The following is a 22,328-nucleotide window of genomic DNA, read 5'->3' as shown; positions in this document are numbered from 1 at the left end:
CGCAACACCATGGGGCGGCTTCTGGCCGCACCCTCCCACCGTGGCAGCCCACCCTTGACCCGGCGCTGCCAACCCCATCTCAAGGATTCCCCGGCATGGCGCTCTCCCGACCACGCGTTCTCCAGTACGGCAAGATGCCGCTGCCCCAGCTTGACACCGACCTGGCCCAGCGCTACGACGTGCACATCCTGTCCCAGCAGGCCGATCCCGACCGTTTCCTGGCCGAGCACGGCGCGCAATTCGAATACGTGGTCACCTCGGCCGCCATGGGCCTGCCCGCCCGCGTGGTCCAGGCCCTGCCCAACCTCAGGTTCGTGAGCAGCTTCGGCGTGGGCTTCGACTCCCTGGACAAGGACGCCCTGCTGCAACGCGGCGCGCGCGTGGGCTACACCCCCGGCGTGCTGGACGATTGCGTGGCCGACCTGGCCTTTGCCCTGTTGCTAGATGCGACCCGCGGTCTCAGCGAATCCGACCGCTTCGTGCGCCGCGGTGACTGGAGCCAGGGCCGTTTCGGCATCCGCACGCGCGCCAGCGGCAAGCGCCTGGGCATCTTCGGCATGGGTCGCATCGGCTCCACCGTGGCGCGGCGCGCCTCGGGCTTCGACATGGAAGTGGCCTACCACAACCGCCGCCCGGTCGAAGGCTCGCCCCACCTGTACCTGCCCTCGCTGCTGGAGCTGGCACGCTGGGCCGACATCCTGGTCATCACCGCCGCCGGCGGCGAAGGCACGCGCCACCTGGTGAATGCCGAGGTGCTGGCTGCCCTGGGTCCGCAAGGCTTCCTGGTCAACGTGGCCCGCGGCAGCGTGGTGGACGAGGCCGCCCTGGCCGATGCCCTGGCCCACCAGCGCATCGCCGGCGCCGGACTGGACGTGTTCGAGGACGAGCCCCACCCCCTGCCCGCGCTGCTGGCCCTGGACAACGTGGTGCTGGCCCCGCACATCGCCAGCGGCACGCACGAAACCCGCCGCGCCATGGCAGACCTCGTGCTGCACAACCTGGACCAATTCATCGCCACAGGGCGCCCCGCAGCCGAGGTGCCCTGGTCCGCCGCACAGTGATGTCCTGCGGTCCCTTTTTTCCCTGCGTCTGTTGAAGAGCCCTCCATGTCCACTACCCCGACCATCACCGAGATCGAAGTCATTCCCGTCGCCGGCCGCGACGGCATGCTCATGAACCTCAGCGGCGCGCACGCGCCCTACTTCACCCGCAACATCGTGCTGGTGCACGACAGTGCAGGCCACACCGGGGTGGGTGAGGTCCCCGGCGGCGAAGGCATTCGCCAGGCGCTGGAGGACAGCAAGCAGGTGCTGATCGGCCGCTCCATCGGCCAGCACCTGCAGTTGCTGCAGGCGGTGCAAAAATCCCTGGAAGGCCGCGACACCGGTGGCCGCGGTCTGCAGACGTTCGATCTGCGCATCGGCGTGCACGCGGTCACGGCCATCGAATCCGCGCTGCTGGACCTGCTGGGCCAGCACCTGGGCGTGCCGGTCGCTGCCCTGCTGGGCGAAGGCCAGCAGCGCGATCGCGTGGAAATGCTGGGCTACCTGTTCTTCGTGGGCCCCAGCGACCAAACCGACCTGCCCTATGTGAAACCCGGTGAGGACACGCTGGGCACGGACAGCTGGACCCAGGTGCGCCACATGACGGCGATGACCCCCGAAGCCATCGTGCGCCAGGCCGAAGCCGCCCATGCGCGCTATGGCTTCAACGATTTCAAGCTCAAGGGCGGCGTGCTGGCCGGAGAGCAGGAGGTCGAAGCCGTGACCGCGCTGGCCCGGCGCTTCCCCGAAGCCCGCGTCACCCTGGACCCCAACGGCGGCTGGCTGCTCAAGGATGCCATCCGCCTGATGCGCGACATGCACGGCGTGCTGGCCTATGCCGAAGACCCCTGCGGCGCCGAAGGCGGCTTCTCGGGCCGTGAAGTCATGGCCGAATTCCGTCGCGCCACCGGTCTGCCCACGGCCACCAACATGGTCGCCACCGACTGGCGCCAGATGGTGCACGCCCTGTCGCTGCAGTCCGTGGACATCCCGCTGGCCGACCCCCATTTCTGGACCATGGCCGGCTCCGTGCGCGTGGGCCAGACCTGCCGCGACTGGGGCCTGACCTGGGGCTCGCACTCCAACAACCACTTCGACATCTCGCTGGCCATGTTCACCCACGTGGCCGCCGCCGTGCCCGGCAAGGTCACGGCCATCGACACGCACTGGATCTGGCAGGACGGCCAGTACCTCACGCAGAACCCGCTGCAGATCCGTGGCGGCTTCGTCGAAGTGCCCCAGACCCCGGGCTTGGGGGTGACCGTGGACCGCGCCGCGCTGCAGCGCGCCAACGCCCTGTATCTGGAGCACGGCCTGGGTGCACGCGACGACGCCATTGCCATGCAGTACCTGATCCCCGGCTGGAAGTTCGACAACAAGCGGCCCTGCATGGTGCGTTAAGCACCCCCTGAGCGGCTGGCGCCGCTTCCCCCTCTCTCGCTGCGCGGGAGGGGGACGGCGCCAACGCTGCGGGGCGGCCCTTGCCTGGCGCCCCCACCTGGACCGCGCCAGCGGCTACCGCCCTGCCCTTTGCCTCTTTTTCTTACGGAGAACTCCATGTCCCGCTACGACAACCTCATCAACGGCCAATGGACGGCCGCCGCCACCTACAGCCCCAACACCAACCCCAGCGACCTGTCCGATGTGGTCGGCGACTACGCCCAGGGCGATGCGCAGGACGTGCAGGCCGCCGTGGCCGCCGCCGTGGCCGCCTTCCCGGCCTGGTCCACCTCGGGCATCCAGGCCCGCTCCGACGCGCTGGACAAGATCGGCAGCGAAATCCTGGCACGCAAGGAAGAGCTGGGCGAGCTGCTGGCCCGCGAAGAAGGCAAGACCCGCCCCGAAGCCATTGGCGAAGTTGGCCGCGCCGGCCAGATCTTCAAGTTCTTTGCCGGCGAATGCCTGCGCCTGTCCGGCGAGACCGTGCCTTCGGTGCGCCCCGGCATCGGCGTGGAGATCACGCGCGAACCCATCGGTGTGGTCGGCCTGATCACGCCCTGGAACTTCCCTATCGCCATCCCCGCTTGGAAGATCGCCCCGGCCCTGGCCTTCGGCAACTGCGTGGTGCTGAAGCCGGCCGATCTGGTGCCCGGCAGCGCCTGGGCCCTGGCCGACATCATCCACCGCAGCGGTATCCCCGCCGGCGTGTTCAACCTGGTCATGGGCCGCGGCCGCGTGATCGGTGAGGCCCTGGTCAACCATCCTGGCGTGGCGGCCATCAGCTTCACCGGCTCGGTGGGCGTGGGCCGCGGCATTGCCGAAGCCTGCGTGAAGAACGGCAAGAAGGTGCAGCTGGAAATGGGCGGCAAGAACCCCCAGATCGTGCTGGACGATGCCGACCTGAACCAGGCCGTGGAACTGTCGGCCCAAAGCGGCTTCTACTCCACCGGCCAGCGCTGCACGGCATCCAGCCGGCTGATCGTGACCGACAAGATCTACCCCGCCTTTATCGAAGCCCTGCAGGCACGCATGGCCAAGATCAAGGTCGGCGATGCGCGCGCCGCCGGCACCGACATGGGCCCGGTGGTCAGCCAGGCCCAGCTGGAGCAGGATCTGTCGTATGTGGAAATCGCCAAGGCCGAAGGCGCGCGCCTGGCGGCCGGCGGCAGCCGCGTGGCCTGCCACACGGGCAGCGGCAAGGACGGCTTCTACATGGCGCCCACGCTGTTCGTGGACACCGAAGCCGGCATGCGCATCAACCGCGAGGAGGTCTTTGGCCCGGTGGCCAGCGTGATCCGCGTCAAGGACTACGACGAAGCCCTGGCCGTGTCCAACGACACGCCTTTCGGCCTGTCGGCCGGCATTGCCACCACCAGCCTGAAGTACGCCACCCACTTCAAGCGCCACAGCCAGGCCGGCATGGTGATGGTCAACCTGCCCACGGCCGGGGTCGACTACCACGTGCCGTTTGGCGGCCGCAAGGGCTCGAGCTACGGTCCGCGCGAGCAAGGCCGCTACGCCCAGGAGTTCTACACCACGGTCAAGACCGCCTACACGCTGGCCTGACCCGCAACGGCCCAGCGCGCCCCGGGGGCCCTCCGCACGGGCGTGCGGGGCATGCCGGACGCTCGCCGCAGCAGGGCCTGCCGCCCTGCGCCCAGGGGTGCAGCAGCACCTGCACGACCCCAAGCCCGTTGACACCGGCATGACAATATCTGCCCGGCAGGCCCGGCCGGGGGTGCTATCTTCTGCCCACTATGCAAAGCCTGTTTCACCTTGCCTACCATGTGACCGACCTGGACGCCGCGCGCCGCTTTTACGGCGGCGTGCTCGGCTGCCGCGAAGGCCGCAGCACCGACACCTGGGTCGATTTCGATTTCTTTGGCCACCAGATCTCGCTGCACCTGGGCCAGCCTTTTGCGGTGGCCAACACCGGCAAGGTCGGCAACCACATGGTGCCCATGCCCCACCTGGGCGTGATCCTGCTCAAGCCGGAATGGCTGGCCCTGGCCGAGCGCCTGAAGGCTGCCGGCACGCAGTTTGTGCTGGAGCCCCAGGTGCGCTTCGAAGGCGAACCCGGCGAGCAGTGGACCATGTTCTTCTACGACCCCAGCGGCAACCCCATCGAAGTCAAAGGCTTCACCAGCTGGGACGCGGTCTACGCCCACTGACCCCGCAGCGGCCGGCGGACACCCTGCCGCGCCTCCTCGGCGGACAGCAGGCGGTGCATGCCTGCAGCCGCCTTGCACTCACGCCGCCGGCGGAGCGCCCAGAAACCGCAGCAAGCCGCTGCTGCGCTGGGTGGGGCTGCCAATGGCCGATGCCAGCAGCCCCGGCCCTTCGGACCACAGCGAAAACGCCTGGCGCGCGCGTGTGATGCCGGTGTAGACCAGCTCGCGGTTCAGCACATGGCCGCCCTGCGCGGCCAGCACCAGGGCCGTGTGTTCGAACTCCGAGCCCTGGCTTTTGTGCACCGTCATCGCAAACGCCGTTTCCACCTGCGCCAGCCGCGCGGTGCTGACGGCATGCAATTGCTCGCCTTGCGCAAAGTAGACGCGCAGGCGCGCGGGATCGGCCCAGCTGGGCAGGGCCATGCCGATGTCGCCGTTGGATACGCCCAGCTGCGCGTCATTGCGCGTCACCATCACCGGCCGGCCCAGGTACCACTCGCCATCCTTGCGCAGCAGGTCCTGCCGCTCCAGCACCTGTTCGATGGCACGGTTCAGTCCGGCCACGCCCCAGTCGCCCTCACGCACCGCACACAGCAGGCGAAAGCGGTCGAACGCCGCCAGCACCGAACGCACCCAGTCCTGGTGCGCGGCCTCGCTGTCCCAGCGCGCGGCACGCCCGGCCTGCAGCTGGCGGGCGTAGGCGGCATAGCCGGCCTGCGTACCCCGGCCCTGCACCGCCATGGCGGCAATGGCCGTGGCCGGACCGCCCTGGTGGGCCCACAGCGCACCGTCCAGCCCGCTGCGGGTCTGCTCCAGCAGCAGGTGCTGCGCCTGCGCCGCATCGCCCGCATTCACGGCCAGCGCCAACTCACCGATAGGCCCGCCAAAACGCCGGCTTTCGCGCAGCATGACGGTGTGCTGGGCCAGGGGCGTGGCGGCCTGCGCCGTGGTGAAGGCGGGCGCAATGCTCTGCCCCGCCACGCGCTGCGCATAGGCCACGGTGTCGGGCAGGTAGCCGCCGTCCTGCGCGCCACGGCACAGGTCGCCCAGCACGGCGCCGGCCTCCACCGAGGCCAGCTGGTCCTTGTCGCCCAGCAGCACCAGCCGCGCGGTGGGCGGCAGCGCCTGCAGCACCGCCGCCATCATTTCCAGGTGCACCATGGATGCCTCATCGACGATGAGCACGTCCACATCCAGCGGATGGCCTGCATGGTGGCGGAAATGCCGGGTGTCCGGCCGTGCGCCCAGCAGCGCGTGCAAGGTGCGGGCGGCGCCCATGCGCTGCACCAGCGTCTTCAGGTCCAGTCCGGGCTGCACCGCGTCGTGCAACTGCAGCAGTGCCGCATCGATGGACTGCTTGAGCCGCGCGGCCGCCTTGCCCGTGGGCGCCGCCAGCGCCACGCGCAGCTGCTGCGCATCGGGCGCCGTGGCAAACAGCAGCGCCAGCAGGCGCGCGGCGGTATAGGTCTTGCCCGTGCCCGGCCCCCCGGTGATGACCGACAGCCGCCCGCGCAGCGCCAGCGCACAGGCCAGTTTCTGCCAGTCCAGGGGCGCCTGCGGCTGCGGCGGCCCGAACAGCCGGTCCAGCCAGTGGCGCACGGCCGCATCGTCCACGGCCTGGCCCTCCACCGTCGTGCGGCGGGCCAGGTGCTCGGCCACGGTGCGTTCGTAATCCCAGTAGCGGCGCAGATACAGCAGCGGTTCGGCGCCGGGCAGCAGCACCAGGGGCTGGCCGGCATCGGCGTCGCGCCCCACCACGCGCACCACCGGGCTGCGCGCCAGCGTCGCCAGCCACGGCGCCACATCCGAGGGCAGCTGGGCCCACAGCGCCTGCTGCGCCGCCAGTGCCTCGGCCGGCCAGGCCAGCACGCTGTTGGGGGCCTGCACCAGCGCCTGCAGCGGCAGGCAGCTGTGACCGCGTCCTTCCATCTGCGCCAGCACGGCGGCCGCCACCAGCAAGGCCGGCTCGGCCGCTGCATCCTGGCTGTGCACAAAGCGGGCCAGGGCCGTATCCAGCCGGCGCAGCAGGCCGGCATCGCTGAAACGGTCCAGCACCGTCAGGCTGTCGGCCACGCTCAGTTCCGGCGCCGCAAACAGGTCCAGGGTCTGCACATCGCGCACGCGTTTGGCCTTCATGGCAGCACCTCCTCGCCCAACTGGGCATCCAGCGCATCCAGCAGGCGCAGCAGATCCGGGGACTGCGGCAGCACCTGCATGCCTTGTGTCACGCCGTCGATACCGCGCAAAAAGTAATACAGGGCCCCGCCCAGCTGCTGCGCCGGCACATAGGCATCGCCCAGGCGGCTGCGCAGCAAGCGGTGCAGCGCCAGCAGGTAGAGCGCAGCCTGCACGTCATAGCGGTGCTCCAGCATGGCCTGCGCCAGGGCCTCGGCACTGTAGGCGCGGGCATCGGCCCCCAGGTGGTTGGTTTTGTAGTCCAGCACCCAGTAACGACCCGCATGGCAGAACACCAGGTCGGCAAAGCCCATCAGCATGCCGTGCAGCTCCCGCTGCGGCAGCGCCGGGCGCTCCATCCCGGGCAGGATGAACTGGCGGCACAGGGCGTCGATGCGTGGCGCCGACAGCTGCTGCACGGGCAGCCAGAACTCCATCTCGGCCAGCACCGCCCCCTCCTGGCCCAGCTGCGCCAGGCTGACCGACAGCGGCACCAGCGGCTGGTGGACAACGGCACGCAGCCAGCGCAGCACATCCAGCCCCTGGTCCTTGCGGCCGGCGCGTTCACAGCGGCGCAACAGCCGGGTTTCCAGCTCGTCCGGCGCAGCGCCCTCGTCAGGCGGCGCTGGCGGCAGGGCAAAACCTTCGCCAGCCAGCCATTCCAGCTGGTCGTGCAGAAAATTTCCCACCACCGGGCCGCGCATGAAGCGGTGCCATACGGCGGCGGTACCGGTGTCGGCGGAAGGCAACGGCAGCCCCTCCAGCCCCAGGTCGGATGGCGGTGGCGTGGCATCGCCGGCCGTGGACGGCACTTCGTCATCGGCCGGGTGCAGCGCCACCACCGGCAGCACCGGCACGCTGACGGCCGCCATGGCACGGGTCAGCGCCGAAAAGCTGCCAATGCCCCAGCGGCGGTCGAATTCCGCCGCATACGGCTGCGCCGGGCGCAAGGCCGGCGCAGCCGCTGGAGGCTGCCAGCGCTGCACCGCCGGCAGCTCGGCCGGGGCATCCACCACGCGGATCTCCGGGCAGCCCTGTGCCAGGGCCTGCAGCTGGGCACGCCAGCCTTGCACGGAATGCACGGCATCGCCGGCAAGCACATAGCCGGCCGCCCCCTGTTCGTTGACGCAGGCCTTGCCATTGCCGCGTTTCATCGGCGCCATGCCCATCCACAGCGCATGGCGTGGCCGGGTCAGCGCCACGTACAGCAGACGCAGGTCTTCGCGCAGGCGCTCCCTGTCGGCACGGGCCAGCTGGGTGCTGTCAAAGTCCAGCACCAGTTCCCGCGCCGGCCCGGCTTCGCCCTGCACCGGCAGCGACAGATAGGCCGTGCCCCGCTTTTCCACCGCACGGAAGCTGCCCGCGAACGGCAGGCAGACCACTGGATACTCCAGCCCCTTGCTCTTGTGCACGGTCACCACCTTGACCAGGTCGGCATCGCTTTCCAGGCGCACGATCTGCGCCTCACCGCCGCCGCCCGGGCTGTCGACCTCGGTGGCCAGCCAGCGGATCAGGGCCTGCTCGCCTTCCAGCTGGGCGCTGGCCGTCTGCAGCAGCTCGGCCAGGTGCAGGTAGTTGGTCAGCCGGCGCTCGCCCCCGATGCTGGCCAGCCAGCGGGCCGGCAGCTGGAAGCGGTACAGCGTCTGCCGCAGCATGGCCAGCACCCCCTGGCGCAGCCAGATGCCATGCAGCTCCTTGAGCTGTTCGCTGTGGGCGTCGAAAGCCTCTTCATCGGCAGCCAGCTGGGCCAGGGCTTCCAGCGACCAGCCCATCAGCCGGGTGGCCAGGCCGGCGCGCACGGCCAGGGCATCCAGTGGGGCAGCCACGGCACGCAGCCAGTACAGCAGGTCCTGTGCCTCATCGCTGGCAAACACCGAATCCTGGTCCGACAGATAGACCGAGGCCACGGCGCGCTGCGCCAGTGCACGGCGCACGGCCGCCGCCTCTTTGCCAGTGCGCACCAGCACCGCAATATCGGCCGGGCGCAGGCGCTGCAAAGGCTGACCGTCCTCGGCATAGCCGGTGGAGGCATCCATCAGCCAGCGCACGATCTGGTCGGCGCAATGCACGGCAAAACGCCGGCGAATGGCATCGCTGCTCAGCGGCTCCGCGCTGACCTCGCCATCCCAGACCACGGTCAGCGCGGGCATCGAGGTAGCGCCTTCCATCAGCACTTCGCGCCGGCCCTGGGCGGCCACCGGCTCGAACGGCAGCGGGTTCTGCGCGCTGCTGGTGCGGAACATGAAAGCACCCTCGCCCGGGCGCTGCTCCGCACCGGCAAACCAGTGGTTGATGGCCTGCACCAGCGCCTGGGTGGAGCGGTAGTTGGTGCCCAGCACATAGTGCCGCCCGGCCGTGGCCTGCCGCGCCTGCAGGTAGCTGTAGATGTCGGCACCGCGAAAACCGTAGATGGACTGCTTGGGATCGCCAATCAGCAGCAGCGCACTGTCGGTGCTGTTGTCCCGGGTGCGGTAGATCTGGTCGAACAACCGGTACTGCAGCGGCGAGGTGTCCTGGAACTCGTCGATCAGCGCCACCGGGTACTGGGCCTGGATGCTGGCGCGCAGCGCCGGGCCGTTGTCGCCGGCCAGTGCCGTGTCCAGGCGCTGCAGCATGTCGGCAAAGCCGAAGGTGCCAGCCTGCTGCTTGAGCCATTGCAGGCGCAGCTGCACCTGGGCCGCCGCATGCAGGCGCAAGCTGCTGCGCAGGCTGGGCAGCTGCGCCAGGGCCTGCAGCACCTCGGCCAGTTCCTGCGATGCCGGCGGCAGATCCACCGGCGCACCGCCCTTGCGCGCCTCCTCCAGACCGGCGGGCACCAGCCGGGTGGCCCCGGTTTTCAGCTGCGCCGCCAGATCCGGGTGGGGCGCGGCAGCCCAGCGGCGCACGGTCTGCAGCCAGCCCTTGTAGTTGGCCGGCTTGAGCTTCAGCCCGTTCCAGGCGGTTTTGTGGTGGGCCAGCTGGCCGTCCAGCCAGTCCTCCAGGTCCTGTGCCTTTTGCTCCCAGCCGGCGGCCAGGGCCTGCAAGGTCTGTGTCTGCTGCGCCTGGGCAGCGGCAATGCAGGCCGCCAGCGTGCCCGCCCCGGCCGCCGGTGGCACGGGCACGCGCAGCAAGGCCTGCATATCGGCCACCAGTGCGCCGACATGGGGCCACACGGCCAGGGCCTGTTCCAGCAACTCGCCCGACAGCGGGTAGCACTGCTGGCGCCAGTAGTCCTGGGCGGCTTCGATCTGGCGCTGGCTTTCATCCGGCTCCAGCACCTCATCGAACAGATTGCCGCTGTCGAACGCGTGTTCGCGCAGCATGCGCTGGCACCAGGCATCGATGGTGTGGATGGCCGCGTCATCCATGCACTGCGCCGCCATGTCCAGCCGCCAGGCCGCCTGCTCGCGCACGGCCCCTTGCGGATAGGCGTCGCGCAGCTCCCGCAGGAACTGGTCGTGCGCTGCCGGTTCGGCCTCGCCGCGGAAGCACTGCACGGCCTCGATCAGGCGCGCCCGGATGCGGTCCGACAGCTCGCGCGTGGCCGCCCGGGTGAAGGTCATCACCAGAATGTCGGGCGGCATCAGCGGCCGCACAAAGCCCTGCTCTCCGCCATGGCCCAGCACCAGGCGCAGATACAGCGCGGCAATGGTCCAGGTCTTGCCGGTGCCGGCGCTGGCCTCGATCAGGCGCGAGCCCCACAGCGGAAAGCGGATGGCGTCCAGCACATGGCCGCTGGACGTGTAAGAGGCGTTCACGGTGCTCATGCGGACGGCTCCCCAGCGTGCACGCCATGTGTGCCTCTATCAACCCACAGGCAGGTGCTGCTCCAGTCCAGCAGCGGCCCATAGGCGGCCAGCGCCAGGGTGTCCAGCGCCCCGCTGGCCAGCAGCTCGTCCCAGCCCGGGTAGCAGCGCGCCCAGCTCGGGTCCTGGCATTCGCCGTCCAGCACATGGCTGCCGGCATAGGCCTGCTCGGCCGCCTGCAGATCGCCGGCGGCCACCGCCATGGCGGTGCGCAGGGGCAAGGGCAGCGGGGCGTTCTGGCCTTGCAGCCACAGCTGCATCAGCTGCTGCAGCCGGGCCTGGGCGTCGGCCTGGGCCATGGGCAGCGCCCACAGCACCGTGTCGCGGGCCACCACACAGCCCAGCGCCGGGCTGCCCGTGGCCGACAGCGCCAGACTGCGCACATAAAAGCCCAGCAGCTTGTCGGGCCGCACCGCCCCCTCTTTGTCCAGCAGCGTGCGCGGGTCCATGGCAAACCAGGCCTGGTCGAAATGCCCGCCCCGTTCGCCGTCCCCGAGGGAGATGGCATCGGGCCGTTGCCGCAGGCCGTCCAGCCAGTCGTCCAGCACCACCTCGCCTTCGCGCAGCAGCACCCGCTGCCGGGGCGCGGTCTGCGGCCAGTCCTGCATCACCGCCTGCCAGCAGCGCAGCGAGGGGACAACCTGCTGCTGCAGTGCCTCGGCCTCCCGCGCACCTACGCCCGCCAGCGGCAGGCGGCCGGCGCGCGCCAGCCGCTGCACCTGCAGGGCCACCTGCTGCGGCACATCCACCGGTGCAGCACCGGCCATCAGGGCCACCACATCCTGCTGCAGCTGCTGCACCAGCTGGTAGGCGGTCAGGCCACCCACCTGGAACAGCTCGTCGTCCACCACCACCTCGTCTTCCTGCTCAAAGCGCACCAGCAACCGGTGGCGCAGAAACGCCCGGGCGGGGTGGCGCAGAAAGTCCGCCAGGCGCGCCAGATTCAAGGGCACGTCCGGGTCCAGCTCCAGCGGCGGCATGCCGGGTGCCGTGGCGGCACTGTCCGCGGCATGGGCCGCATGCCATTCCCGGGCATAGGTGTGCAGCGGCGAGCCATCCTCGAAATAGCGGCGGCTGAACGGCTGCAACGGGTGCTGCCGGGTGCGCTGCGCCAGCAAATCCCCTTGCGCCGCGGCATCGCCCTGCCAGCCCTGTGCCAGGTAGTCCCGCAGCTGGGATACCAGCACCGACGGCGGCTGCTCGCTGTTGTCGCGCACATGGCGCCCGGCCCAGCTGATGTACAGCATGCGGCGTGCGGACAGCAGTGCATCCAGCATCAGCTGGCGGTCGTCGTCGCGCCGGGCGCGGTCGCCCGGGCGTTGCTGCTGGGACTGGGCCATCAGGTCGAAATCGGACCGGCTGGCGCGGCGCGGATAGTCGCCGTCGTTCATGCCCAGCAGGCACACCACCTCGAACGGGATGGCGCGCATCGGCATCAGCGTGCAGAAGGTGACGCCACCGGCGCGAAAGCGCTGCTCCAGCGCCGGCTCGGACAGCGCCTGCAGCCAGGCCTCCTGCGCCACCACCAGCGGCAGGTCGGCCTCGAATCCGGCCTGCTCGCACGCGGTCTGCCAGCGCACCAGGGCCTGGTCCAGCGCGGCCAGCAAGGCCTGGTCTTCATCGCTGCGGCTGCGGAAGAAGTCCTCCAGCAGCATGCGAAAGCGCTGGGCCCACACCGCCGGCGCGGCGGGTTGCTGCGCCGTCTGCCACCATTGCAGCATGCGCTGCAGCAGGCTGGCCAGGCTGCCGGCCAGCTCGGCGCTCAGCCCCCCCACTTCATCGTAGGGCTCGATCCCGGAGAATGCCTGGGCCGGTACATCCATGGCCCCGCCGCTGGCGTAACCCAGCAGCATGCGCTGCAGGCCAAACCAGGCACTGTTGGGGTCACCGCAGGCCTGCAGCCCCAGCTGGGCACGCTGGGCATGGTTCAGCCCCCAGCGGATGCCCGCCCCGGCCATCCACTGCGTGAGCTGGGGCAGTGCATCGGCCGCCAGCCCCATGCGGTCGGCCACGGCCGGCACATCCAGCAGGTCGCACAGCTCGCTCAGACGGCAGCGCTGCTGTGGCAGGCGCAGCAGCCATTGCAGGGCCGTGACCAGCGGACTGCTGGCGCGAGCCCCCACATCGGCAATATCGAACGGGATATGGCGCGCATCGTGGCGGCCGTACTGGCCGAACACGGCGCGCACCGCCGGCGCGGCCTCTTCAATCGACGGCAGCATGACCACCACATCGCGTGGTGCCAGCGCGGCCTGGCCTGCACCCGGCGGCTGGGCCAGCAGCTGCAGCAACTGGTCGTGCAGCACCTCCAGCTCCCGCACCAGGCCGTGCGCGGTGTGGAACACGATGGAGCGGTCGCTGGCCGCAATCGCCAGCGGCGGGTGCTCCGCCAGCGGTACCAGGTCGCGGATGCGCTGCTGCACCTGGGTCAGCAGCGGTGCCTGGGCCAGATCCTGGGCGTCGGCTTCGTCGTACACATCCACCCGCGGCCAGTTCCATTGGGCGGCGGTGCTGCTGGTGGTATCGAAGGCATCGAGCTGGCGCACATAGTCCCTGCTCTGCCGGGCCCACGCGGCCAGCAGCGGATGGGCATGGGCGTGCATGGCTTCCAGCGGGATCTGCGCCAGATCGCGCCCGCCCTTGTGCGCATGGCGACGGCGTTCCTGGCGCAGCAGCTCGCGCCCGTCGATGGCATCGGCCCAGTGAAAACGGCAGGGATTGGGCACCGCAATCAGCACCTGGCTGTGCTGCGCAATCCCGCTCAGGAACTGCATCAGCGACAGCGGCATCTGGCCCATGCCGAACACCACCACACGGCGCGCCAGCGGACTCACCGGCGGCTGGCCGGATTGCAATGCGCCCAGCACCCGCGCCAGCAGCGCCGGGCGGGTGGCGGCACGTTCATGTGGCTCCAGCTCTGCCAGCACTGCACGCCACAGCGCCGGCTGCCATTGCTGCACGGCGGGCACGGGCACATCCGGGCGGCCGGGGTTGCGCAGCACATCCTGCCCGGCAGCCCAGGCCTCCAGCCAGTCGGCACGGTAGATCTGGTACTGGTCGTACAGATCGGCCAGGCGCTCGGCGAGCTGCAGCAGGCGCTGGGGTTCGCCGGGGCGCAGAAAGTTGGCAATGGGGGCGAATTCCGGCAGCGCCAGGCACTGCGGCAGCAGGCGCATCAGCCGCCAGATCATCGGTGTCTTGTCCAGCGGCGATTCACGGGGCACCGCATCCTTGCCCAGGATCTGCCGGTAACTGCGCCAGACAAAGCGTGCCGGCAGCTCGACCCGCGCAGCGGCACAGACGCCCAGCGTGTCGGCCATGCGCATCTTGAACCACTCGGCCATGCCATTGCTTTGCACCAGCACGGTCTCGGGCTCCAGCGCCTGCAGCGGGTGCGCCGCCAGCCACGCCAGCACCGTATCGGCCAGGGCCTCGGTCTGGTTGCCGTGCAGGGCAATCAGGCCCGGCTGCCATGCTGTGTCTGGTGCTTGCTGCGCTGCTGCCACATGCTCTCCTGCAGATGCCGGCAGGCACCTGCCTGCTGGTCAAAGCCGAGAGCTTACCGTGTCCCACGCGCCGGCCGGGCCGGGTGCGCCAGCGCACCGCCCCCGGCCGCTGCCCCGCAGCAGCGCCTCAGCGCAGCAGACCCAGCCCCGCTACGGCCAGCACCGCGCAGACCGTGGCCACGGTGCGCAGCTGGCGCGGTGCATAGGTCAGCATCAGGCCGGTGAACAGGGCCGCGAACGTCAGCACGCCCAGCCATGCGGCCACCGCCACCGACAGGCCCCAGCCGTGCAGACACACCAGCAGCGAGCCCAGCAGCAAAGCGGTACCGACCGCCCGCCACAGCCACATGCGGCGGATGCCGAGCTCTTCTCCCACCATCTGCTCATGGTGGCGCTCCATCGCCAGGCTCAGGGCCGCAAACGCCGGCACGCCCCACAACAACGCAATCCAGGTGTTCATGGCTGCTGCTCCGGCGCCTGCAGCGCAGTTTTGGGAAGTGCCGAACCACCCGATGCCACCGCTGCGGGCTTGGCCGGTTGCGCTGCGCGCTGGCGCCGCCACAGCTGGTAGACCACCGCGGCGTGCAACAGCGCCAGCGCCCACATCATCAAATCAAAGCCGGCCACGCTCCACTGCCCGCGGGCAAGGGTGTGCCACAGGCCCGCACCGCCCGTGGCGGCATTGAGCAGCGGCAGTGCGGCAAACGCCACGGCCGCCAGCGCCAGCTGTTCCAGCCACGCCTTGGCGTGGGGGCGCAGCGCCGCATGCACCAGGCAGGCCAGCCAGATGCCGAAGAACCAGTGGATCTCGGTTTCCGCACGCTCGGCGATACCGACCGGCACCCAGCGGTTGGCCACAAAGTAGCCCGCCACCGCCACGGACAGGCCGGCGATGGAGGCCACGTTCAGCACCTCCACCAGGCGATGGCCCCTGGGCGTGAAACCGCGCTTGCGGCGTTCCGGCAGGCGTTTGACCACCCACAGCACCATGCCGGTGGCCGCCATCAGCGTGCCCACCACCCCGGACAGAAACAGCAGCCAGCGCACGGCCGGGTCGGCAAAGCGCCCCAGGTGCAGCCCGGACACGCTGCCAATGAAAGTGTTGATGGCCGAGGGCACGCGCGGCGCGGGCGCCTCCTGGAGCTGGCCGGTCACCCCGTCGAACACCAGCCGCTGGCCGCTGCCGCGGTTGCTCAGGCTGGAAGAACCTTCTTCCCGCAGCTCCACCCTGGCACGGGCGGTATGGGGGTTTTGCACCGTGATGGCGGCCACGCCGCGCCCCTGCCACTGGGCCTGTGCGGCCTGCAGCATGGGGCCCAGGGGCGCCAGTGCGACCGGACCGGCGTCCGCCTGCCCCGCACGTCCTGCACGCCCTTCGCGGCCCTCGCGTCCCTCACGCCCGGCTTCGCGGGCGCCACCTTGTGGCGCGGCGTTCTGCACCACGCCGCGCCGCTCCGCGTTGAAGCGCTGGGTATCGCCGTCATACACGGCATGCACGCCCCAGGGCATCAGCATGGTCATCAGCAGCAGCAGGCCGCTGAAGGTGATGACGATGTGAAACGGCAGCGCCAGCACGGCCGTGGCATTGTGCGCATCCAGCCAGGAGCGCTGTCCTTTGCGCGGGCGGAAGGTGAAGAAATCGGTGAAGATCTTCTTGTGCGTGATCACCCCGCTGAGGATGGCCACCAGCATCACGAACGTGGCGATGCCCACAATCCAGCGCCCCCAGATCCGGGGCATGGCATACAGCTCGAAATGGAAGCGGTACAGAAAGCTGCCGCCACGTGTTTCGCGCACGGGAATCACCTCTCCCGTGGCCGCATCCAGATAGGCCCGCTGCAGCCCTTCACGCCCCTGCGGAGCCCCTTGCGGGCGCCAGGACACGGCCACCGCCGTCTGCCGCACACTGGGCAGGCTGATGGTCCAGGTGCTGGCATCCGGCGCCAGCTTCTGCATGCCCGCCAGCGCCTTTTCCGCCGTGTCGGCCTGGGGCACGGACACATGCAGCTCGGGGCGCATCCAGTCGTTCACCTCGTCCACAAAGTAGCTCAAGGTGCCGGTGAAGAACACCGCATAGAGCAACCAGCCCAGCAGCAGTCCGCTCCAGGTATGGAACCACGACATCGATTGGCGCAGTCCTTCGGGTTTACCGTCCAGCCTCATGCCTGGCCTCCCGACAGCAGCCACGCGGCGGCCACCAGCAGCGCGGTGCCCCCGCCGATGGCGGCGCACACCTTGCGCGTGCTGCCGCAGGCAAACGCCCACAGCACCACCACGGCATACACCACGAACGACAGCACGGTGGACCACATCACGGCATCCATCCGGGACATGGACAGCCATTGCACGGCAGCCAGACCGGCTGCGGCGGCCCAGGCTGCGCTCAGGGCATAGCCCCCGCCCAGCGCGAACACCGCGCGCAGCAACACTTCCCCACGGTAGCGCCACATCGGCGCCAGCGGCACCTGCTTGCCGGCCGGGGCGCTCACCGCAGGCCTCCGCGCACCCGGCGTGGCACCGTCATTCCTCGATGGCCCAACCCGGCCCCCTGGTGTGGCTGCACTTGCACGACCATTCCTCACAAACTGCAAATAATAATTATTCTTATTTTAAGTATTTACCCCTGGAGGCACACCCGGCTTCAGCACCGATACGACACCGTTTACCGGAGATTTACGAGGCCGCCACCGTCCGGGGCCACGGAAGGCGCCATGCAAAAAGCCCCAGACCATGGCTGATCTGGGGCTTTGTATCTGGTGGCCTGGGACGGAATCGAACCGCCGACACAAGGATTTTCAATCCTCTGCTCTACCGACTGAGCTACCGGGCCGCATCTGGACAATTATAGGGCCTGCCGAAGGCCTTTTCGGCCAGTTTCCCGCGCAATGCACAGGACTGCGCAACGCGGACTTCGGCATGAAAAAAGCGGAAGGTTTGCACCGTCCGCTTTTTCAATTTTGGTGGCCTGGGACGGAATCGAACCGCCGACACAAGGATTTTCAATCCTCTGCTCTACCGACTGAGCTACCGGGCCTGAAGCTCTCGATTATATACACAAATTTGGGGCCACCAGGAAAGTTGCGCCAAATTCTTCAACCATTGCGCTTGTTGCGGCCCAGGTCCACGCCCAGCTGGCGCAGCTTGCGGTAGAGGTGGGTGCGTTCCAGCCCGGTCTTTTCGGCCACACGGGTCATCGAGCCGCCTTCCCGTGCCAGGTGGAACTCGAAATAGGCCTTCTCGAAACCATCCCGCGCCTCACGCAAGGGGCGGTCCAGATCGAAGCCCTGGTGCGCGCTGAGTGCCGCGTCATGCAGGCCGGCGCGGCTGGACAAGGGCGCCACCATGCTGGGCACGGCGGCAGATGCCGGCAGGTCGCTGCCGGCCATGTCGCGGCGTTCGACATACACCGTGGATGCCGAGGCGGCAGGCGCAGGCGCGCTGCCCGCCTTGGCAAGCCCCTGCTCGACCGCCTTGAGCAGCTTCTGCAAGGTGATGGGCTTTTCCAGGAAGGACTGCGCCCCGATGCGCGTGGCTTCCACGGCCGTATCGATGGTGGCATGGCCACTCATCATGATGACGGGCATGGTCAGCTGCCCGGCCGTGGCCCACTCCTTGAGGAGGGAAACGCCATCGGTATCGGGCATCCAGATGTCCAGCAGGACCAGATCGTACGAACTCGCGTTGCGGGCCTCCCGGGCCTGGGTCGCGTTCTCCGCCAGGTCCACACTGTGACCCTCGTCGTTGAGGATTTCCGACAACAGATCGCGGATCCCCAGTTCGTCGTCGACCACCAGTATGTTTGCCATGTGTCTTGAAGCCTATGTACTGCGGTGCGCGGTCGCCATCCCTTCTGACGCCGCAGCGTTGTTTTCAGGGACGAATGATAGCGACACTTGTGCACCTTGCGCCACGCCCTCTTCGGTGCGGTTGGCCAAATCGATGCGAGCCCCATGCTCATCTGCAATTTTCTTGACCACGGCCAAGCCCAAACCCGTACCCCGAGCCTTGGTCGTCACATAGGGCTCGAAGGCACGCTGCAGGATATGGGGAGGAAAGCCCCCGCCGCTGTCGCTGATGGTCAACCGCACCCGGCGTGCGGTTTCCAGCCACTGGGTGCTGATGCGCACCGGCGGTGGTGCCACGCCCAGATTCTGGGCGTGCTGCTCGGTCGCGTCCTGGGCGTTTTGCAACAGGTTGTGGATGACCTGGCGCAGCTGCTGCGCATCGCCGGCAATGCGCGGGCACTGGGGGTCCAGCTCCACCTTCACCGGGACGCGGGCATTTTCTTCGCCGTACAGGTGCATCACATCCTGCACCAGGCCGTTCAGGTCCAGCGCCTGCAGCTCGGCCGCGGGCAGGCGCGCATAGTCGCGGAATTCATTGACCAGCCGCTTCATCGCGCCCACCTGTTCAACGATGGTGCGCACCGATTTCTGCAGCAGCGCCTGCTCGGCTTCCGGCAGCTTTCCCGACAGCTTCATGTCCAGGCGTTCCGCCGACAGCTGGATCGGGGTCAGCGGATTCTTGATCTCGTGCGCCACGCGCCGGGCCACTTCGCCCCAGGCCTGGGAACGCTGGGCCGAGACGATTTCGGAAATATCGTCGAACACCAGCAGCCGGCGCTGGCCGGGCAGCTCGGCCCCACGCACCACCAGGCTGGTCTTGTCGTGCAGCACTTCGCCGGCACGCGGGCCATCGGCCTGGTCGCCAGCGCCCAGCTCGAACACCAGTTGCCAGCGCTCGCGCCCCATGGAGGCGCCCTGCTCGCCCAGGAACAGCGCAAACTGTTCCTGCACCATGGCCGCAAAGCCCTGCAGCCCCGGCAGCTCGCTCAGCGCATCCCCCAGGTGCGCCGCCATCGGCAGGCGCAGGATCCGGGTCGCCCCCGGGTTGGTCGACAGCACGCGGCCCTGCGCATCCAGCACCAGCACCCCGGACGTCAGATTGTCCAGAATGGTCTGCAGGTTGGTGCGCGCGGACTGCACCTCCACCATGCTTTTGTCCACCGCCGTGCGGGCATCGGCCAGTTGCTGCGTCATCAGCGCAAACGAGCGGGTCAGTCCCCCCAGCTCGTCATTGGTCTGCAGCACGGCCTTGGGCCGCAGATCGCCCTGCGTCACATCGCGCACGCCCTGGGCCAGCAGCAGCAGCGGACGGGCCAGCTGGTTGCCCAGCAGCACCGCCAGCACCACCGTGCCGAACACGGCCAGGAACAGCGACAGCGTCAGGGTGCCGATGTACATGCTGCGCAGGCCTTCACGGGCCAGCGCACGCTCCTGGTATTCCCGGTTGGCCCCCTGCACGGCCAGTGCATTGGTCACCAGGGCCTGGGGCAAGGGCAGCACCACCTGCAGATAGCGGGGCTCTTCCAGCAGGCCCACGCTGGGGTTGCTCACCAGCGCCAGCGTGCGCACCCGCACCTGCTGCACCGCCTGGGCATCGTTGGGGTTGATATCGTCCAGGCCTTCGATGGTGGCCAGCGGCCGCTGGCTGCGCACGGTCCGCAGCTGCTGGCTGCTGGGCCGCTCGGGCTGCAGCGCAAACAAGGACTGCCCTGCCGTGCCCACGGCCTTGCCGTTGCTGTTCCACAGCACTACATCGCTGGCCCCCAGCTGGTCGCGGATGCGCTCCAGGATCAGCCCCGCCGCCGCATCCGGCACCTGGACCAGCTGCGCACTGGCCGTGCGCGTGTTGTTGGCCATGTCCTGGGCCACCGTCTCCAGCGTCACGCTGGCCAGGCTGACGCCCGCGGACAGAGCCCCTTCCACCTTGACGTCAAACCAGCTCTCGATGGAGCGTGAGACGAACTGGTAGGACACCACATAGATCAGCAGGCCCGGCACCAGGCCTGCAATGCCGAAGACCGCCGCCAGCTTGAGCAGCAGCCGGCTGCCGAATTTCTTCTGCCGCCAGCGCACCAGCAGGCGCACCGCCATCCACAGCAGCACGCACAGCAGGATGCCCGCCACCAGCACGTTCAGGCCGAACAGCCACTGGTAGTGGCGCTCGTAGAGCACCCGGTTGTTGGTGGCCAGCGTCAGCAGGAACAGCAGCACCATGCCGATGGCGCACATGACGGCGGCCACAATTCCCACGGTCCAGCGCACGGTACGGGCGCTGGGGGCATGCTTGCCGGCCGGCAGGGCCGCCGGCGCACCGGATTCAGTCGTCATCGCCATTCATGCGCGTCCACACGCTTGCTGCGGGATACCAGCATGCTCCAGCCGGAGCGCCCGAGATTGCCGATCTGCAGCGGCCGAGGCAGCTGCGCCGTGTCGATGCGCATCTGCAGCTCCAGTTGCAGCTCACCGCTGGAAGGCAGCTGCGACAGCTCGGCCACATTCCAGCGGGTAATGCGCCGCAGCGCCGACATCGCGTCTTCCAGCGTATCAAAGGTCACACCCAGGGAGACACCGCCTTGCCCCCGCTCGCTCAACGGGGATGCACCGGTGTACAGGCGCCAGCGGCGCGTCAGCGGCTGGTAGCTCAGTCGCATGTGGCGCTCCACCTCGGCCACCACCTTGTCGCTCCAGTACCAGCGCTCGCTGACCATGCGCACTTCCTGCACAAAGTGCACCGGAATGCCTTTGTACAAGGCGTCTTCCACCAGGGAAGGCAGCTCGAAATGCAGGGATGCGCTGAGCTGCAGCTTGTCGCCCGCCGGGCGCAGCAACAGCCCATCCACCGGCACGGCCGTGTCGGCCGCGGGCTCCAGCAGCAACTCGGTACTGGTCGCACTGGCCAGTGTCTGGGCCTGCGCGCCGGGCAACGCCCAGAACAGGGCCAACGCCAGCAGCAGTGCACCGCACAGCTGCAGCGCGGCGACAAGGTCAGAGCGCCTTGGTAAACAGGGCGTAGAAAAAGCCGTCATGGTCACCTGCACCATTGTCCGGGAGTGCATCGCGGATCGGTGTGGTTCCGGGAATTAAATGCCCAGGCGATGGCTGATGTGTGGCATCAGTGTTGCGTGCAAGAAACGCTTTGACCTGCGCATCCCCCTCGGCCTTGAACACCGAGCAGGTGCAATACAGCAGCCGTCCACCGGGTTGCACCAAGGGCCACAGGGTGTCCAGCAGCTGCGTCTGGATAGCCGCAAGCTGCGCCACATCGCTTTCGCGGCGCAGCCAGCGCACGTCCGGGTGGCGCCGCACGATGCCCGATGCGGTGCACGGGGCGTCCAGCAAGATGGCGTCGAACTTCTGGCCTCCATTGGCCTGCTGCCACCACTGTGCGGGCTGGCCGGCATCGGCCACCAGCACCTTGGCCTGCGCGCCCACCCGCGCCAGCGTGTGGTGAATGCGTTCGGCACGCTGCGCATCGACTTCCAGGGCGGTGACCTGCAGGGCCTCGCCCCCCAGCTCCAGCAGGTGGGCCGTCTTGCCCCCCGGCGCGGCGCAGGCATCCAGCACCTGCAAGGGCCGGGACAGTTCCAGACCGTGCAGCAGCAGGGGCGCAGCCAGCTGAGCGGCACCGTCCTGCACCGACACCACGCCCTCGGCAAAGCCGGGCAAGGCATCGACCGGCTGGGGCTTGGCCAGCTGCACGCCATGCGCGCCGAACACCGTCGCCTCCAGGTGGACGGCTTGCAGTGCGCTCAGGTACTGCGCAGGCGTCGATTTCCGGGCATGCACCCGCAGCGCCATCGGCGCATGGGCGTTGTTGGCTTCCAGAATCTGCTGCCACTGCGCGGGGTATTCGCGCTGCAGGCGCTCGATCCACCAGCGGGGGTGGTTCCAGCGGGCCTGGGGGTCCGCGTCGGTCAGCGCCACCAGCGCATCCCGCTCGCGCAGAAAACGGCGCAGGCAGGCATTGATGAAGCCGGCCTGTCGTGCAGCGGGGCCGCGCTTGGCCGCTTCCACGGCCTGGTTGACCAGCGTGAAGGGCGCATACGGTGCCTGGGCTTCATTCCACGCCAGGGCCAGTGCCGTGCACAGCAAGGCATCCACCTTGGGGGCCGGGGCCTTGGGCGCCAGCTGGGCGCGCAAGGCCTGGGCTCGGCCCAGATTGCGCAGCACCTGGAACAGCAGCGCCTGGACACCCGGGCGCAGCGCGGCCGGCACGGCCTGCAGCAGGCCGGTGCCCGATTGTCCGGCGCGGATGGCCTGCAGGGCCTGCGCCACCTGGTCCAGCAGCCGTGACAAGGCCACGGGCTGCGCCGGTTTTCCAGCAGCGCGGGAAGCAGATGAAGTCGTCATGAAATTACACGCC

14 protein-coding genes and 2 tRNA genes are annotated in these 22,328 nt (G+C 69.1%); 4 read left to right on the top strand and 12 right to left on the bottom strand.

Annotation, left to right across the window (positions count from 1 at the left end):
* Positions 1 to 95 precede the first annotated feature (95 nt).
* The 4 genes from CT3_RS01755 (at position 96) to CT3_RS01740 (ending at position 4,654) form a co-directional block, all read left to right on the top strand.
* On the top strand, positions 96 to 1,061 hold the full coding sequence (locus CT3_RS01755; RefSeq protein WP_066541632.1) for a 2-hydroxyacid dehydrogenase: 966 nt from the start codon (positions 96 to 98) through the stop codon (positions 1,059 to 1,061).
* 45 nt (positions 1,062 to 1,106) lie between these two features.
* Positions 1,107 to 2,444 carry an enolase C-terminal domain-like protein gene (locus tag CT3_RS01750; protein ID WP_066541628.1) on the top strand — a complete coding sequence of 446 codons (1,338 nt, stop codon included), beginning with the start codon at positions 1,107 to 1,109 and terminating at the stop codon, positions 2,442 to 2,444.
* Between the two features lie 156 nt (positions 2,445 to 2,600).
* Positions 2,601 to 4,049, top strand: coding sequence for an aldehyde dehydrogenase family protein (locus CT3_RS01745; protein ID WP_066541626.1), 1,449 nt, complete (start codon positions 2,601 to 2,603; stop codon positions 4,047 to 4,049).
* 191 nt (positions 4,050 to 4,240) lie between these two features.
* The gene (locus CT3_RS01740) at positions 4,241 to 4,654 is read left to right on the top strand and encodes a VOC family protein (RefSeq protein ID WP_066541624.1); all 414 of its coding nucleotides are present in this window, start codon (positions 4,241 to 4,243) and stop codon (positions 4,652 to 4,654) included.
* A 78-nt stretch (positions 4,655 to 4,732) separates the two neighbouring features.
* On the opposite strand, the gene recD is transcribed toward CT3_RS01740, so the two are convergent.
* The 12 genes from recD to rsmB form a co-directional block, all read right to left on the bottom strand.
* Positions 4,733 to 6,790, bottom strand: coding sequence for an exodeoxyribonuclease V subunit alpha (recD, locus tag CT3_RS01735; RefSeq protein WP_066541622.1), 2,058 nt, complete (start codon positions 6,788 to 6,790; stop codon positions 4,733 to 4,735).
* Positions 6,787 to 10,575, bottom strand: coding sequence for an exodeoxyribonuclease V subunit beta (gene recB / locus CT3_RS01730; protein WP_066541621.1), 3,789 nt, complete (start codon positions 10,573 to 10,575; stop codon positions 6,787 to 6,789). Before recB ends, recD begins: the two co-directional genes overlap by 4 nt.
* Positions 10,572 to 14,120 carry an exodeoxyribonuclease V subunit gamma gene (gene recC, locus CT3_RS01725; protein ID WP_066541620.1) on the bottom strand — a complete coding sequence of 1,183 codons (3,549 nt, stop codon included), beginning with the start codon at positions 14,118 to 14,120 and terminating at the stop codon, positions 10,572 to 10,574. The genes recB and recC overlap by 4 nt, the downstream gene beginning before the upstream one ends.
* Positions 14,121 to 14,247: 127 nt before the next feature.
* The gene (locus CT3_RS01720; RefSeq protein WP_066541618.1) at positions 14,248 to 14,580 is read right to left on the bottom strand and encodes a DUF3325 domain-containing protein; all 333 of its coding nucleotides are present in this window, start codon (positions 14,578 to 14,580) and stop codon (positions 14,248 to 14,250) included.
* On the bottom strand, positions 14,577 to 16,283 hold the full coding sequence (locus CT3_RS01715; protein WP_066541616.1) for a PepSY-associated TM helix domain-containing protein: 1,707 nt from the start codon (positions 16,281 to 16,283) through the stop codon (positions 14,577 to 14,579). The genes CT3_RS01720 and CT3_RS01715 overlap by 4 nt, the downstream gene beginning before the upstream one ends.
* Complete coding sequence (locus CT3_RS01710) at positions 16,280 to 16,609, bottom strand: iron transporter (RefSeq protein WP_098066028.1); 330 nt, start codon at positions 16,607 to 16,609, stop codon at positions 16,280 to 16,282. Before CT3_RS01710 ends, CT3_RS01715 begins: the two co-directional genes overlap by 4 nt.
* Positions 16,610 to 16,874: 265 nt before the next feature.
* Positions 16,875 to 16,950, bottom strand: a tRNA-Phe gene (locus tag CT3_RS01705).
* Between the two features lie 128 nt (positions 16,951 to 17,078).
* Positions 17,079 to 17,154: transfer RNA gene (locus tag CT3_RS01700), tRNA-Phe, on the bottom strand.
* A 58-nt stretch (positions 17,155 to 17,212) separates the two neighbouring features.
* Complete coding sequence (locus CT3_RS01695) at positions 17,213 to 17,926, bottom strand: response regulator (RefSeq protein WP_066541614.1); 714 nt, start codon at positions 17,924 to 17,926, stop codon at positions 17,213 to 17,215.
* Between the two features lie 12 nt (positions 17,927 to 17,938).
* Positions 17,939 to 20,293 (bottom strand): sensor histidine kinase, encoded by a 2,355-nt coding sequence (locus CT3_RS01690; protein ID WP_098066025.1) that lies wholly within the window; start codon positions 20,291 to 20,293, stop codon positions 17,939 to 17,941.
* The gene (locus tag CT3_RS01685) at positions 20,290 to 20,991 is read right to left on the bottom strand and encodes a DUF4390 domain-containing protein (protein ID WP_083520657.1); all 702 of its coding nucleotides are present in this window, start codon (positions 20,989 to 20,991) and stop codon (positions 20,290 to 20,292) included. The genes CT3_RS01690 and CT3_RS01685 overlap by 4 nt, the downstream gene beginning before the upstream one ends.
* Positions 20,951 to 22,315 carry a 16S rRNA (cytosine(967)-C(5))-methyltransferase RsmB gene (gene rsmB / locus CT3_RS01680; protein WP_066541610.1) on the bottom strand — a complete coding sequence of 455 codons (1,365 nt, stop codon included), beginning with the start codon at positions 22,313 to 22,315 and terminating at the stop codon, positions 20,951 to 20,953. Before rsmB ends, CT3_RS01685 begins: the two co-directional genes overlap by 41 nt.
* Between the last annotated feature and the right edge of the window lie 13 nt (positions 22,316 to 22,328).

The organism is Comamonas terrigena NBRC 13299 (genome assembly GCF_006740045.1).
Classification (GTDB): domain Bacteria; phylum Pseudomonadota; class Gammaproteobacteria; order Burkholderiales; family Burkholderiaceae_C; genus Comamonas; species Comamonas terrigena.
This window is presented reverse-complemented; position numbering and strand designations above follow the sequence as displayed.

What these genes read in the sequence shown, in the direction of transcription:
- CT3_RS01750 (WP_066541628.1), top strand. Translation starts at nt 1,107, where the DNA reads ATGTCCACTACCCCGACCATCACCGAGATCGAAGTCATTCCCGTCGCC.
- CT3_RS01690 (WP_098066025.1), bottom strand. Translation starts at nt 20,293, where the DNA reads ATGACGACTGAATCCGGTGCGCCGGCGGCCCTGCCGGCCGGCAAGCAT.
- CT3_RS01685 (WP_083520657.1), bottom strand. Translation starts at nt 20,991, where the DNA reads ATGACGGCTTTTTCTACGCCCTGTTTACCAAGGCGCTCTGACCTTGTC.
- CT3_RS01695 (WP_066541614.1), bottom strand. Translation starts at nt 17,926, where the DNA reads ATGGCAAACATACTGGTGGTCGACGACGAACTGGGGATCCGCGATCTG.
- CT3_RS01715 (WP_066541616.1), bottom strand. Translation starts at nt 16,283, where the DNA reads ATGAGGCTGGACGGTAAACCCGAAGGACTGCGCCAATCGATGTCGTGG.
- CT3_RS01740 (WP_066541624.1), top strand. Translation starts at nt 4,241, where the DNA reads ATGCAAAGCCTGTTTCACCTTGCCTACCATGTGACCGACCTGGACGCC.
- recB (WP_066541621.1), bottom strand. Translation starts at nt 10,575, where the DNA reads ATGAGCACCGTGAACGCCTCTTACACGTCCAGCGGCCATGTGCTGGAC.
- rsmB (WP_066541610.1), bottom strand. Translation starts at nt 22,315, where the DNA reads ATGACGACTTCATCTGCTTCCCGCGCTGCTGGAAAACCGGCGCAGCCC.
- CT3_RS01720 (WP_066541618.1), bottom strand. Translation starts at nt 14,580, where the DNA reads ATGAACACCTGGATTGCGTTGTTGTGGGGCGTGCCGGCGTTTGCGGCC.
- CT3_RS01745 (WP_066541626.1), top strand. Translation starts at nt 2,601, where the DNA reads ATGTCCCGCTACGACAACCTCATCAACGGCCAATGGACGGCCGCCGCC.
- recD (WP_066541622.1), bottom strand. Translation starts at nt 6,790, where the DNA reads ATGAAGGCCAAACGCGTGCGCGATGTGCAGACCCTGGACCTGTTTGCG.
- CT3_RS01755 (WP_066541632.1), top strand. Translation starts at nt 96, where the DNA reads ATGGCGCTCTCCCGACCACGCGTTCTCCAGTACGGCAAGATGCCGCTG.